Source organism: Mesorhizobium sp. B2-2-3, from assembly GCF_006442405.1.
Lineage (GTDB): Bacteria > Pseudomonadota > Alphaproteobacteria > Rhizobiales > Rhizobiaceae > Mesorhizobium.
In genome coordinates this window covers 215,229-228,590 of sequence record NZ_VFWC01000009.1, presented here as the reverse complement: position 1 = coordinate 228,590, position 13,362 = coordinate 215,229, and the positions used below count along the sequence as shown (strand labels likewise).

Below are 13,362 nucleotides of genomic sequence, written 5' to 3'. Positions count from 1 at the left end.
GAACGGAAATTCAAGCACTTAAGAGGCTATCCATACGTCGGTTGCGGTTACAAAGAGTAAGAAACCGTGATTTGGACTATCCCTGACGGGACATTATCTTCATTGCCTACCGTCGTCGGTTTGCCGGGATTTCGGGGGAAGTGACCTGGCCTGCCGATTTTTACAAGAGAGCCGCGCCCTCGGGCTGGAGAAGCGGACCTAGGCATTTCGGGCTTATGGGGATTGTCTTGCACGACTATCAGACGACAGTGAAGACGCGCGCGTCGCTTACGGGCACCGGCGTTCACAGCGGCAAGGAAGTTTCCATCAGCTTTCTCCCGGCGGATGCCGACACCGGCATCGTTTTCCAGCTTTTTAGTGAGAACGGGCAAGGTCGCGAGTTCCGCGCCCTGTTTTCCGAGATCGGCGCAACCGATCTGTGCACCATGCTCGGTGACCCCTCTGGCGAGCACATCGCCACGGTCGAGCACATCATGGCGGCGCTGTTCGGGCTCGGCATCGACAATGTCATCATCGAGATCGACGGCCATGAGGTCCCTATCCTCGACGGCAGCGCCATGGCGTTCGTCGAGGCCATAGACCAGGCCGGCATCGAAACGCTGTCGGTCAAGCGGCGCTACATCCGGATCGTCAAGCCGGTCCGCATCGAGAACGGCGCCTCCTGGGCTGAGTTCAGGCCCTATGACGGCACCCGCTTCGAGGTCGAGATCGATTTCGAAAGCCCGGCGATCGGCCGGCAGCTGTTCGCGTCCGACATCAATGCGGACATTTTCCGCCGCGACATCGCGCGCGCCCGCACCTTCGGCTTCATGAAGGACGTCGAGCGGCTGTGGGCCGCCGGCTATGCGCTGGGATCCTCGCTTGAGAATTCGCTGGTCATCGGTGACGACAACCGCGTCATCAACATGGGCGGCTTGCGCTACCCCAACGAGTTCGTACGCCATAAGACGCTGGACGCCATGGGCGACCTGGCACTGGCTGGGGCCCGCTTCATCGGCTGCTTCCGCTCCTATCGTGGCGGCCATAGGCTGAATGCGGCCGCCTTGCGGCGCGTGCTGTCGGACCGTACCGCATTCGAGATCGTCGAAACGACCCGCCGCGAGCGCGGCCGTGCGGCCGAGATGAGCGCCGTCAACGCGCCTCTCTATGCGCCCTGGATGATCTGAGTCACCGCCACTTTCCGGATGCCATCGCAGCTCACTAGTGTTGCATGAATGCATCATTTGCCGGCGAAATCGCAGGGATGCTCCGGCGCGGCCCGGCCGCCACAAAAATGTTCGATTGCCTAGACATAGCGTTGCCGGGCAAGGCGGTTATGGTTTATGGCTGCTGCCGTCGACAGTGCATGTCGCCTGGAAGTGGGCACCAGTTTTGGGGAAACGATATGCAACAGGCACTGAAATAACGCCGAAAGGGCGCAATCCAATCATGTTCTTCAAGCGAGTCGGTCAATTGAAAGCGCCGCAGCGGTCCGTTTTCCTGGCGCTTTCGGTGGTTGTTCCATCGCTCTTCCTGTCTGCTTGCATGTCGTCGGAAAAAGATATCGACCTGTCGACCTATGTCGATCAGACCGAGCCGGCCGACGTTCTCTACAACCAAGGGCTCGCCAATCTGAATGCCGGACGCCTCGACGAGGCGAGCAAGAAGTTCGACGCGGTCGACCGCCAGCATCCTTATTCGGAGTGGGCCCGCAAATCGATGGTGATGGGCGCGTTCGCCGACTATCGCAAGGGCAGCTACGACGAAGCGATCTCGTCGGCCAAGCGTTATCTGACGCTGTATCCGTCAACGGATGACGCGGCTTATGCGCAGTACATCATCGGCCTTAGCTACTACCGCCAGATCAAGGACGTGACGCAGGATCAGAAGGAAGCGCGCCAGACCGTGCAGACCATGCAGGATCTCGTGACGCGCTGGCCTAATTCAGAATATGTCGATGACGCCAAGGAAAAGATCCGCTTCGCCAACGACCAACTCGCCGGCAAGGAGATGCAGATCGGCCGCTATTATCTCGAACGCCGCGAATACATCGCCGCGGTCAAGCGCTTTCGCAATGTGGTCGAGAATTATTCCAACACCCGGCATGTCGAGGAGGCGCTGGCGCGCCTGACCGAGAGCTATTATGCGATGGGCCTGACTTCGGAGGCGCAGACCGCTGCCGCCGTTCTCGGCACCAATTATCCCGACAGCCCATGGTACAAGGATTCCTACAAGCTCCTGCAGAGCAACGGGCTTGCGCCGCGCGAGAATGCCGGCTCGTGGATATCCAAGGCCGGGAAACTGATCACCGGCGCCTGATGCAGGCGTAACGATGCTTTCCAGGCTGTCGATCCGCGATATCGTCCTGATCGAGAAGCTGGATATCGACTTCCAGCCCGGTCTCTCGGTGCTGACGGGCGAGACCGGCGCCGGAAAATCCATCCTGCTCGACGCTCTGTCCTTGGCGCTTGGGGCTCGCGGTGACGCTTCCCTGGTGCGCCACGGCGCGGCACAGGGCCAGGTGATTGCCGTGTTCGACGTGCCGCGCAACCATCCGGTGCGCGCGTTGCTTGCCGAGAATGCCATCGAGGACGACGGCGACATCATCCTGCGCCGCTTGCAGACTGTGGACGGCCGCACCCGCGTCTTCGTCAACGATCAGCCGTCCAGCGTGACGCTGATGCGCGACGTCGGCCGCGCGCTGGTCGAGATCCACGGCCAGCATGACGAACGCGCCCTTGTCGATCCCGGCGCGCATCGCGACGTGCTCGACGCCTTCGGCGGCCATCTCGGCGCCGTCCGGTCGACGGCCGAGGCCTGGCGGCACTGGCGCGCCTGCGAGCAGGAGCTCTCGCGCCATCGTGCCAAGGTGGCGGCGGCGGCGCGCGAAGCGGACTACCTGCGCGCAGCGGTCACGGAGCTGACCAAGCTCGATCCGCAGCCGGGTGAGGAGACTGAGCTTGCCGACTTGCGCGCCCACATGATGCGGGCCGAGAAGATCGCCTCCGAAATCCACGACGCGCAGGACGTGCTTTCGGGTCCATCCTCGCCCTTGCCGCAACTGGCCAGCCTGCTCAGGCGGTTGCAGCGCAAGGCCGGCGAGGCCCCCGGGCTGCTCGACGAAGTGGTCAAGTCGCTGGATGAGGCGATGCTGTCGCTCGACGCGGCGCAGTCGGGTGTCGAGGCGGCTTTGCGCGCCACCGAATATGATCCACAGCGGCTGGAAAAGGCGGAAGAGCGGTTGTTTTCGCTGCGCGCGGCATCGCGCAAGCACAGCGTTGCCGTCGATGATTTGGCGCAATTGCGCGACACGATGGTTGCCGATCTTGCCGATCTCGATGCCGGCGAGGAGCGCCTTCATGGGCTGGAAAAGCAGGCGGCCGCAGCGCGCGAAGCCTATGATATCGCCGCCGCGCAGTTGTCCTCGCTTCGCCATGCCGCGGCGGTCGGGCTGACCAAGGCGGTGATGGCCGAACTGCCGGCGCTGAAGCTCGAACGCGCCGCCTTCATCGTCGAGATGAAGAGCGAGGCCGAGAGCCGCATGGAAGAGGGCATCGACCAGATCGAGTTCTGGGTGCGCACCAATCCCGGCACCCGGCCCGGGCCGATGATGAAGGTTGCTTCCGGCGGCGAGCTTTCGCGCTTCCTGCTGGCGCTGAAGGTGGCGCTGGCCGACCGGGGCTCGGCGCCAACGCTGGTCTTCGATGAAATCGACACAGGGGTGGGCGGCGCCGTCGCGGATGCCATCGGCCAGCGGCTGGCAAGATTGTCCAGGCGCGTGCAGGTGCTCTCGGTCACCCATGCGCCGCAGGTGGCGGCCCGCGCGGCGACGCACTTCCTGATCTCCAAATCCGGCAGCACCGACAAGGTCGCGACCGGCATCGCCGAAATGGACCGGGCGGCGCGCCAGGAAGAGATCGCGCGCATGCTGGCCGGCGCCACCATCACCGACGAAGCGCGCGCGGCCGCCGAGAGATTGCTGCGGGAGAATACGGCGGCTGCCTGAAAGCTCGGTTCCCGTGAAGGCGAGTCAGGATATGGCTGCATCCTGCTGTTCAGGAATGATTTTTTCGCAGGCCGGCTCCCTCCTGCCAAATCCTGATTTATAGTGGCGCCCAACCAAAGTGCGCCGCGCCTTGGTTATTGTTTTGCGCATGTCGTTGCCCCAAAATCGCACCATATTTGGGCGGCGTGCATTGGTCAGGGAAGCCGTGCGATGTCTGAAAGACCAGTCGATTCACTCAGTGAGAGCGAAGCCGAAGCGGAGCTGAAGCGCCTGGCGCAGGAGATCGCGGAGCACGACCGCCGCTACCATACCGAGGACGCGCCTGTTATCACCGACGCCGCCTATGATGCGCTGACCCGGCGCAACTTCGCCATCGAGCAGCGCTTTCCCGCCCTGGTGCGCGAGGATTCGCCATCGCGCAGGGTCGGTGCCGCGCCGGCGGAAGGCTTTGCCAAGGTGCGCCATGCCATGCCCATGCTCAGCCTCGCCAAGGCCTATACCGACGAGGACGTCGCCGATTTCATCGAACGCGGCCGGCGCTTCTTCGACCGCGACAAGGATCTCGACATCGCCTTCACGGCCGAACCGAAGATCGACGGCCTGTCGGCCTCGCTACGTTACGAGAACGGCGTGTTCGTGCAGGGCGCAACGCGCGGCGATGGCGCTGTCGGCGAAGACATCACCGCCAATCTGAGGACCATCGCCGATATTCCCGGCAGGCTGAAAGGCTCGGGCTGGCCCGAAATCATCGAGATACGCGGCGAGGTCTACATGACCTATGCCGAATTCGAGGCGCTGAAGCAGCGCTCAGCGGCCGCCGGCGGCCAGGACTATGTCAATCCGCGCAATACGGCGGCTGGGTCGCTGCGCCAGAAGGATTCATCGGTCACCGCCAGCCGGAACCTCAAATTCTTTGCCTATGCCTGGGGCTACACGACAGCCGACCCCGCTCCGACACAATACGATTCGGTGCAGAAATTCGCGGAATGGGGCTTCAAAGTCAGCCCGCTGATGGTGCGGGCGAGGTCGGTCGGCGAACTGATCGCGCATTATCACCGCATCGAGGAACAGCGTTCTTCCTTGGGCTACGACATCGACGGCGTCGTCTACAAGGTCGACCAGCTGGAGTTGCAGCGCCGGTGGGGCTTTGTCACCGGCGAACCGCGCTGGGCCATCGCGCACAAATTTCCGGCCGAACAAGCGATGACGACCGTGCAGAAGATCGACATCCAGGTCGGGCGCACCGGCACGCTGGCGCCGGTGGCGAGGCTTGCGCCAGTGACAGTCGGGGGCGTCGTGGTCGAGAACGTCACGCTGCACAACGAAGACTATATCAAGGGTTTCGACAGCAACGGCCAGCCGATCCGCGACGGCATCGACGTGCGCATCGGCGACACCGTGGTGATCCAGCGGGCAGGGGATGTCATCCCGCAGATCGTCAGTGTCGTCGTCGACAAGCGTCCGCCGGATGCCGTGCCTTACGAATTCCCACATACTTGCCCGATCTGCGGCTCGCCGGCGACGCGCGAAATCAACGAGAAGACCGGCAAGGAGGATTCCCGCAGGCGTTGCACGGGCGAACTGATCTGCCCCGCGCAAGCCGTGGAAGGGCTGCGCCACTTCGTGTCGCGCGGGGCCATGGATATCGAGGGACTAGGCGCGGAAAACATCGACCTGTTCTTCAATGCGGGCCTGGTCAAGACGGCCGCCGACATCTTCACGCTCAGGGATCGGCGTCCCGCCGTCACCAAGGCGCTGGCCGAGCGGCGCGAGGAGCAGGCGAGGCAGCGCGAGGCGGCGTCGGGCAAGACGCGCAAGAATGTGCGCAGCGTCGAGGACCGCAACTATGAAGGGTTGGACAAGCTCTTTGCGGCGATCGATTCGCGCCGCGAACCCGAGCTCGACCGCTTCATCTTTGCGCTTGGGATCCGCCATATCGGCGAAACGACGGCGGCCGTGCTTGCCCGGACGTTTTCGACAATCGAGGAACTGATCCGCGTCGGCAAGGAGACCGCGGCGGCTGACGATCCGCATAGTGTCTTCCCGTCAATCAACGGCATCGGCGATACGGTGATCAACGCGCTGGCCGATTTCTTCGGCAATGAGCGCAATGACGACGTGCTTGAGGCGTTGCTTAAACAGGTCAGGCCGAAGCCGTATGTCGTCACCGTCTCGGCCGACAGCGTGGTCGCGGGCAAGACCGTCGTGTTCACGGGCTCGCTGGAAAAGATGACGCGTTCCGAAGCCAAGGCGATGGCCGAACGGCTGGGCGCCAAGGTGGCGGGCTCGGTTTCGGCCAAGACCGATCTGGTGGTGGCGGGGCCCGGCGCGGGCTCGAAACTCAAGCTTGCCAGTGAACTCGGCATCGAGGTCATAGACGAGGACGCGTGGCTGCAGCGGATCGGCAAGGCATGATGTCAGGCGAATTCAAGGGGTTCGGCCAGAAGGCTATTCCGTTCCTGAAGGCGCTTGATTTCCACCAGAGCCGCGAGTGGTTCGTAGAGAATCGTGACCTGTTCGAACAGGAATTGCGCGATCCGCTGGGCGATCTGGTGGAGACGCTCACACGCCGTTTCGGCGAGGCCGGGCTCGGCCTCAAGGGCGACCGCAAGAAATCACTGTTCCGGATCAACCGGGACGTGCGCTTCGCCAAGGACAAGCGGCCTTACAACCGGCATCTGTCGGCGATCCTGTCGCCCGACGGCACCAAGATGGAGCAGGGCGTGTTCTATGTCCATGTCGGGCTGGAACGCTGCTTCGCCGACATTGCCTGGTGGCAGCCCGCCCCGGAACTGTTGCTCGCCATGCGCAAGGCCATCGCGGCAAGGCCCGACAGGTTCCGCGCCCTGGTGGCCGCCTTGAAGAAGAATGGTCTTGAGTTCGAGACGGAGGGCCGCATGAAGCGCACGCCGCGGGGCTTCGAGCATGTCGGTGATTCCGATCTGGCCGAGACCATCCGCAACCGTCATTTCTACGTCCAGCATGTCATCGATCCGGCGGGGATCCACACGGCGGCGCTGGTCGACGAGCTGGTCGATTTCACCATGTGCGCCAAGCCGCTGCTCGACTGGGGCAGGGCCATAGAGGGCAAGGTGGCGCAGGGCTAGGATTGGTCCTGGCAATCATTTCCGCTGATTGTTGGGCTCAACCGAATTCGTGTGACAAGGCGGACCACGCTACCTAGATCAGGCCATTCTCCTGGGAGTTATCCATGGTGTCGGACGCAATCTCCGGGCACGGCGCAAAGAGCGATTTCTGGCAAGGCGTGCGGCTTTCCATGCCCGTCGTTGTGGCGTCGGCGCCGTTCGCGGTGCTGTTCGGGGCGCTGGCCGTCGACAATGGCTTCTCGGTGTTCGAAGCCTTCCTGATGAGTGCGCTGATCTTCGGCGGCGCCAGCCAGATGGTCGGCATCGAGCTGTTCGGCCAGCATGTCGCGCCGTGGCTGATCGTGCTGTCGATCTTCGCCGTCAATTTTCGCCATGTGCTCTATTCCGCCGGTATCGGCCGGCGCATAGCGCACTGGCCCGTGGTCAGCCAAGCGCTCGGCTTCTTCATCCTCACCGATCCGCAATTCGCCGTCGCCGAGGCGAGGGCGCAGTCCGGCGAGACGGTCGGCTTCGCCTGGTATCTCGGGCTCGGCCTGCCAGTCTATGTATTCTGGGTGATCGAAAGCGCGCTCGGCGCGGTGTTCGGCAAGCTTATCCCCGACACGCATGCGCTGGGCATCGATTTCCTGCTGCCGATCTATTTCCTTGGCCTGGTGATGGGCTTCCGCAAGCGGCCGTTGTGGCTGCCGGTGGTCGTCGCCAGTGCTTGCGCCTCGATCGTCGCCTACAAGACGGTAGGTTCACCCTGGCACGTCTCGATCGGCGCCATCGCTGGCGTGCTGCTGGCCGTCATCCTGCCGCCCCACCACTCAGGCGTGAAGGCACGGCCATGAGCACGACGTTCTGGATCATCATCGCCGGCTCAATCGCCACATATCTTACGCGGATCGGCGGGCATCTGGTCATCTCGCGCTTCGACAACATCCATCCGCGCGTCGAGGCCGGCCTGAACGCGGTGCCGGCGGCGGTGCTGACGACATTGGTGGCGCCGGAACTGTTGAATGCCGGACCGGCGGAATGGGCGGCATTGGTTGTCACCGCTGTGGTTTCGCTGCGCGGCGGGCTGATGGCTATGTTTTTGGCTGGTGCGGCGATGCTGATCCTCGCGCGGCAGTTCGTGGGATAGAGTTCCGGGCGCGATCGTTCGAACGCTGGCGCCACCTTAGACGCACTCAAATCTTAGCGTCATGCGGTAAGGGCGCCGTTGCCTTTTCCAGCCAGGCCAGCGTCTCGCCGTCGAGCATCGGGCCGATCTCGACCAGCACGCGGGCGTGGTAGGTGTCGAGCCAATGCAGCTCGTCGCGGGTCAACAAATCCGAGCGCACCAGCCTGACATCGATCGGCGCCAGGGTCAGCGTCTCGAAACCGTGCATGGCGATGTCGCCGCCGTCGATCTGCTCGGCCGGCGTCACCAGGATGAGGTTCTCGATGCGGATGCCGTAAGAACCTTCCTTGTAATAGCCCGGCTCGTTGGACAGCATCATGCCTTCGAGCAGCTTTTCGGTGCCCGTGCGGGCGATGCGTTGCGGGCCTTCGTGCACGGCCAGATAAGAGCCGACGCCATGGCCGGTGCCGTGGGCGAAGTCGCAGCCGTGCTTCCACAGCGCCATGCGGGCGACGGCGTCGATTTCCGAGCCGCGCGTGCCGGCGGGGAAACGCAGCGTGGAAATGCCGATCATGCCTTTCAGCACGAGCGTGAAGCGTTCGCGCATTTCCTCGGTCGGCTGGCCGATCGGCACGGTGCGGGTGATGTCGGTGGTGCCGTCCTGATATTGGGCGCCGGAATCGAGCAGGAACAGCTCGCCGGCCTGGAGCTTGCGGCTGGTGGCGCGTGAGACGCGGTAGTGCATGATGGCGCCATTCGGGCCGGCGCCCGAAATGGTGTCGAAGGAGACGTCGCGCAGCGGCATTTGCGTTTCCTCGCCGGTCTGCCGGCGCGTCTCTTCCAGCCGGGTGACGACCGCGATCTCGTCGAGAGAGCCGGGCTTCTGGCGGTCGAGCCAGCACAAAAGCTTCGCCACCGCCGCGCCATCGCGCCGATGCGCGGCGCGCGAGCCGTTGATCTCGGCCTGGTTCTTGGTGGCGCGCGGGATGCGGGCCGGGTCGGGAGCGGCAATCACCTCGCCGCCATTGTCCTCGACCAGCATGCGCAGCCTGTCGGCGGCCAAAACGGGGTCTAGCGCGATTTTCGCGCCGCTCTTGGCCAGCGCCACGACCGCGGCCTCGAATTCACCGGGCTCATGGGGCTCGGCAAGCTGGGTGAGATACGCCGCAACCTGGCGCGAGAATTTTCGGCTGTCCATGAATAGCCGGTGCCGTCCGTCGGCGGCGAGGACAGCGAAGCCGAGCGCCAGCGGCGTGTGCGGTACGTCGCCGCCACGGATGTTGAAGGCCCAGGCGATCGAGGAGGGATCCGTCAGCACCGCATGGGTGGCGCCCTCCTTGCCGATCGCCGCCGCCAGCCGCGCCAGCTTGTCCTTGGCGAGCTCGCCGGCAAAACCGATGGGATGGAGTTCGACGGGAGCGACCGGTGCATCCGGCTGATCCTTCCAGACGATGTCGATCGGGTTCGTCTCGAGCGGCACCAGCACGGCGCCGGTCTTTTCGGCCGAGGCCTGCAGCGCCTTGACCTCGCCGATCGTGTGCAGCCATGGATCGAAGCCGACCCGCGCGCCCTTGCCAAGGTTGTCCTTGAGCCAATTTGCAGGCGGATTGTCGACCAGGCTCTCGATCGAGAAGATACTGAGATCAACCTCGCCGCGCACCTGCAGCGTGTAGCGTCCGTCGACGAAGATGAAGGCGCGGTCGCGCAGGATGATGGCAACGCCGGCGGAGCCGCTGAAGCCGGTCAGCCATTTTAGCCGCGCCGAGCGGTCGGCGACATATTCGCCCTGATGCTCGTCGGCGCGGGGAACGACAAATCCATCCAGGCCGTTTTCCGCCAGCCATTGGCGCAGCAGCGCCACGCGCGGTCTGCCGACGGCCGGATTGCCAGCGGAATCAAAGGTCTGGAACATGGTGACGTCTCCCTCGGATAGTGCCCGACCGTAGCGCATGGAGCTGGAAACCGGAATCGATTTCAGCAGGGCCAGACGGGGCTACGTCACCGTTTGAGATGGATCGTCACCCAGCCTTCGCGGTGCAGCGTTCTGACATGGCGAAAGCTCTGGCCGACATAGGCGGAGATCACCGCATCGCGCTGCCGGTCGAGGATGCCTGACAGCACCAGCGAGCCGCCGAGGCTGATGTGTCGCGCCATTTCCGGAGCAAGCCGCATCAGCGGCCGCGCCAATATGTTGGCGATGATCAGGTCGAAAGGCGCACGCCTGGCAAAGATCGGATGGTGGAATCCGGGTGCGGTCTCTGTTTCCACCAGCGCCTTGACGTGGTTGAGCCGCGCATTGGCGGCGGCAACGCTTACCGCCACCGGATCGATGTCGGTCGCCAGCACGGGAATATGGAAGAGCTTGGCCACAGCGATGGCCAGCACCGCGCTGCCGGTGCCGAGATCGAGCGCGTTGCGCGGCCGCTCGCGCCGCGTCACCTTTTCCAGCATTTCCAGGCATCCGGCGGTGGTGCCGTGGTGGCCGGTGCCGAAGGCCAGCCCCGCTTCGATCTCGATGGCAAGCTCGCCACTGTGGCGTTTGCGGCGATCATGCGCGCCATGCACGAAGAAACGGCCGGCACGCACCGGTTTCAGCCCTTCCAGCGAGCGCGCCACCCAGTCGATATCGGGCAAGGTCTCGCGCTCGACCGGCCTGGACAGGGCTAGCCCTGCCAGAATGTCCTTCACCCGCGCCTCGACCGCATCCACATCGCCGTCGGCATAGAGAGAGACTTCATGAATGTCCGCGTCCTCATCGACCTCCAGCACGGCTATCGGCAAGCCTTCGTCCTCAAAGGCGGCATCGAGGGCGGCGAAAATTCTGGTGGATTCGATCTTGCCGGCGGTGAAATGGAGCCGCGTCTGGGTCATGGATTTCGCATCAGCCCTTGGCCGCGAGGCGTTTGAGCTTTTCCACCGCGGTGTCGGCGCTTTCGCCATAGGCGATCGTGCCGGCGAAATCGCCCTTGCCGTTGAGCAGCAGCACCGAGGCGGTATGGTCCATCGTGTAGTCGCCGTCGCCGGTGTCGACTTTCTTCCAGTAGATGCCGAAGGACTTCGCCATGGCGTGGACCTTGTCCGGGTCGCCCGATATGCCGGTGATGCGGTCAGAGAAATTGCTGACATAGGCGTTCATGACCGCGGGGGTGTCGCGCTCCGGATCGACCGAGACGAAGTAGGCATGCAGGTTCTTGCCATCGTCACCAAGCGTCTTCAGCCAGCCGGACAGTTCGAACAGCGTGGTCGGGCAGACCTCTGGGCAGTGGGTGAAGCCGAAGAAGACCACGCTGGGGTGGCCCCGGAAGGCGGCTTCGGTGATCGGCGCGCCTTTCTGGTCGACCAGCGTAAAGGCGGCACCGAAAGGCTCGCCGCCATAGTGGCCGCGATACCAGTCGAAGGTCAGCCAGCCTATGCCGGCCGCCATCAGGACGAGAATGCCGACCAGTATTGAGCGCATCATCAGTAGGATTCCGTCTTGTAATTTCATCGGCATGCCGGCCATGGCCAGGCAGCCCTTGGTTCGGCGAACAGTCTTAGCGGTTCGACCGGGTACACGCAAAGGTGCCGCGTTGACGCAACCGGCCGTGACCTATCCCGGCGTTTTCATCGGGACCGGCGGCTTGCAATGCAATGTCCTTCGCCCCACCTGAGACCGGCAAACTTGAACCTCGGAGGCTATCTTGCAACGACTGATTGGGCGAAATCTGATCGGCGGCGCTCTGACCGCGTGCCTTGTCCTTGGCGCCGGTGCTGCAGTCGCCGATGAAGTCGGCAAGGTCGGCGTCGACTGGCTCGGCAACGACATCATCGTCGAAGCGATCAAGGATCCGAAGGTGGACGGCGTCACCTGCCACGTGTCCTATTTCGACCGCGGCATCATCGACCGCCTGCACAAGGGCAACTGGTTCGAGGATCCTTCCGATTCCTCGATTTCGTGCCGCCAGACCGGTCCGATCACCATCGGCGACATCGACATGAGCGAAGGCGGCGAGGAGGTGTTCAAGCAAGGCATCAGCCTGATCTGGAAGAAGCAGGTGGTGAACCGCATCTACGACAAGGCCAACGAGACGCTGATCTACCTCTCGCATTCGCGCCAGGTGCAGAACGGCTCGGCCAAAATGTCGGTCACCACCGTGCCACTCTACGGCCAGAACGTGGTGTGGACCAAGGGCAAGCCGAAATAGATGTTCTTTCGTGCAATTGACCTGACCGACAATTGCTCCCGGCTTGCGGGAGCTATTGCTCTGACGTAAAGCCGCCCGCATGGACCGTTCCGAAAATCTCGTGCTGAAAGATCCTGAGCCGCGTATCCATCCGACGGCGGAGCTGAAAGCATGCAAGCTCGGTCGCTACGCCTCGATCGGCGAGCGGGTGGTGCTGCGCGAAGTGAGCGTCGGCGATTTTTCCTATTTCGAGCGGCACGCCGAGGCGATCTACACGAACATCGGCAAATTCTGCTCGATTGCCGCCAACAGCCGCATCAATGCGCTGGATCATCCGATCGAGCGACTGACCCAGCACAAGGTCAGCTACCGGCCTAACGAATATTTCCGCTGGCTGGGCGTCGATGCCGTCTTCCGCGAACGGCGCCAGGCGAAGGCGGTGAGCATCGGCCATGACGTGTGGATCGGCCACGGGGCCGTGATCATGCCCGGCCTCACCATCGGCAATGGCGCCGTCGTCGGCGCCAATGCCGTCGTCACGCATGACGTGCCGCCCTATACGATCGTCGCCGGGGTGCCGGCCAAGCCGCTTCGGCCGCGCTTCGCAGCCGATGTCGCGGCGCGAATCGAGGCTCTCGCCTGGTGGGACTGGCCGGTCGAAAAGCTCGCCAGCGCCGTTCCCGACATGCAGGCCATGACCATCGAGACCTTCCTGGACCGCTGGGAAAATCACGCCGCGTGAGTGACGCCGGCGCGGCTGAAGAGCACGCGCATTTGCGCCAAAGGCGCGCTTCAGGGAACCACTGTGCGAGCGCTCCGGACTGAACCCCTTCCGCCATGCGGGGGTGGCGCAACGGAAGGGGCTGGAGGTAAACCGCTGTGAAGCGGAAGGAACAGGCTGTTTTGCCTGCACCGTTACTGTGACACCAAACCGATAAAGTGTGTTGTCCTTCCGATTCCCTTGATGCGTGCATTCGATTGCGGCGGTTGTATTTCTTTCCG

General features: G+C 63.5%; 12 protein-coding genes. 9 read left to right on the top strand and 3 right to left on the bottom strand.

Annotated features, from left to right (window positions below):
- Positions 1-215: 215 nt before the first annotated feature.
- From lpxC to FJ951_RS18625, 7 genes are all read left to right on the top strand, one after another.
- Complete coding sequence (gene lpxC, locus FJ951_RS18655) at positions 216-1,166, top strand: UDP-3-O-acyl-N-acetylglucosamine deacetylase (RefSeq protein WP_140495231.1); 951 nt, start codon at positions 216-218, stop codon at positions 1,164-1,166.
- A 262-nt stretch (positions 1,167-1,428) separates the two neighbouring features.
- Positions 1,429-2,298, top strand: a complete 870-nt coding sequence (locus tag FJ951_RS18650) for an outer membrane protein assembly factor BamD (protein WP_140495233.1) — start codon at positions 1,429-1,431, stop codon at positions 2,296-2,298.
- Positions 2,299-2,311: 13 nt separating this feature from the next.
- Positions 2,312-3,985, top strand: a complete 1,674-nt coding sequence (gene recN / locus FJ951_RS18645) for a DNA repair protein RecN (RefSeq protein WP_140516585.1) — start codon at positions 2,312-2,314, stop codon at positions 3,983-3,985.
- A 210-nt stretch (positions 3,986-4,195) separates the two neighbouring features.
- On the top strand, positions 4,196-6,400 hold the full coding sequence (ligA, locus tag FJ951_RS18640) for an NAD-dependent DNA ligase LigA (protein ID WP_140516583.1): 2,205 nt from the start codon (positions 4,196-4,198) through the stop codon (positions 6,398-6,400).
- On the top strand, positions 6,400-7,092 hold the full coding sequence (locus tag FJ951_RS18635) for a TIGR02453 family protein (protein ID WP_140516712.1): 693 nt from the start codon (positions 6,400-6,402) through the stop codon (positions 7,090-7,092). Before ligA ends, FJ951_RS18635 begins: the two co-directional genes overlap by 1 nt.
- 104 nt (positions 7,093-7,196) lie before the next feature.
- Entirely contained in the window at positions 7,197-7,925 is a 729-nt protein-coding gene (locus tag FJ951_RS18630; RefSeq protein WP_140516581.1) for an AzlC family ABC transporter permease, read from the top strand.
- A complete protein-coding gene (locus FJ951_RS18625; RefSeq protein ID WP_140516579.1) occupies positions 7,922-8,218 on the top strand; it encodes an AzlD family protein in 297 nt (98 codons plus the stop codon). Before FJ951_RS18630 ends, FJ951_RS18625 begins: the two co-directional genes overlap by 4 nt.
- Positions 8,219-8,264: 46 nt before the next feature.
- Here FJ951_RS18625 and FJ951_RS18620 read toward each other — a convergent pair whose 3' ends face one another.
- The 3 genes from FJ951_RS18620 to FJ951_RS18610 all read right to left on the bottom strand — a co-directional run bounded on the left by FJ951_RS18620 (position 8,265) and on the right by FJ951_RS18610 (position 11,657).
- Positions 8,265-10,109: an aminopeptidase P family protein gene (locus FJ951_RS18620; RefSeq protein WP_140516577.1), complete on the bottom strand. Its 1,845-nt coding sequence runs from the start codon at positions 10,107-10,109 to the stop codon at positions 8,265-8,267.
- Between the two features lie 86 nt (positions 10,110-10,195).
- Positions 10,196-11,068 (bottom strand): 50S ribosomal protein L11 methyltransferase, encoded by an 873-nt coding sequence (locus FJ951_RS18615; protein WP_140516575.1) that lies wholly within the window; start codon positions 11,066-11,068, stop codon positions 10,196-10,198.
- A gap of 10 nt (positions 11,069-11,078) precedes the next feature.
- Positions 11,079-11,657 (bottom strand): SCO family protein, encoded by a 579-nt coding sequence (locus FJ951_RS18610; protein ID WP_140495247.1) that lies wholly within the window; start codon positions 11,655-11,657, stop codon positions 11,079-11,081.
- 220 nt (positions 11,658-11,877) lie between these two features.
- Between FJ951_RS18610 and FJ951_RS18605 the strand changes: the two genes are divergently transcribed.
- Positions 11,878-12,381: a CreA family protein gene (locus tag FJ951_RS18605; protein WP_181169921.1), complete on the top strand. Its 504-nt coding sequence runs from the start codon at positions 11,878-11,880 to the stop codon at positions 12,379-12,381.
- A 79-nt stretch (positions 12,382-12,460) separates the two neighbouring features.
- Entirely contained in the window at positions 12,461-13,102 is a 642-nt protein-coding gene (locus tag FJ951_RS18600; protein ID WP_140516571.1) for a DapH/DapD/GlmU-related protein, read from the top strand.
- Positions 13,103-13,362 lie beyond the last annotated feature (260 nt).

What these genes read in the sequence shown, in the direction of transcription:
- FJ951_RS18635 (WP_140516712.1), top strand. Translation starts at nt 6,400, where the DNA reads ATGTCAGGCGAATTCAAGGGGTTCGGCCAGAAGGCTATTCCGTTCCTG.
- FJ951_RS18625 (WP_140516579.1), top strand. Translation starts at nt 7,922, where the DNA reads ATGAGCACGACGTTCTGGATCATCATCGCCGGCTCAATCGCCACATAT.
- FJ951_RS18600 (WP_140516571.1), top strand. Translation starts at nt 12,461, where the DNA reads ATGGACCGTTCCGAAAATCTCGTGCTGAAAGATCCTGAGCCGCGTATC.
- FJ951_RS18610 (WP_140495247.1), bottom strand. Translation starts at nt 11,657, where the DNA reads ATGATGCGCTCAATACTGGTCGGCATTCTCGTCCTGATGGCGGCCGGC.
- FJ951_RS18630 (WP_140516581.1), top strand. Translation starts at nt 7,197, where the DNA reads ATGGTGTCGGACGCAATCTCCGGGCACGGCGCAAAGAGCGATTTCTGG.
- lpxC (WP_140495231.1), top strand. Translation starts at nt 216, where the DNA reads ATGGGGATTGTCTTGCACGACTATCAGACGACAGTGAAGACGCGCGCG.
- ligA (WP_140516583.1), top strand. Translation starts at nt 4,196, where the DNA reads ATGTCTGAAAGACCAGTCGATTCACTCAGTGAGAGCGAAGCCGAAGCG.
- FJ951_RS18650 (WP_140495233.1), top strand. Translation starts at nt 1,429, where the DNA reads ATGTTCTTCAAGCGAGTCGGTCAATTGAAAGCGCCGCAGCGGTCCGTT.
- FJ951_RS18620 (WP_140516577.1), bottom strand. Translation starts at nt 10,109, where the DNA reads ATGTTCCAGACCTTTGATTCCGCTGGCAATCCGGCCGTCGGCAGACCG.
- recN (WP_140516585.1), top strand. Translation starts at nt 2,312, where the DNA reads ATGCTTTCCAGGCTGTCGATCCGCGATATCGTCCTGATCGAGAAGCTG.
- FJ951_RS18615 (WP_140516575.1), bottom strand. Translation starts at nt 11,068, where the DNA reads ATGACCCAGACGCGGCTCCATTTCACCGCCGGCAAGATCGAATCCACC.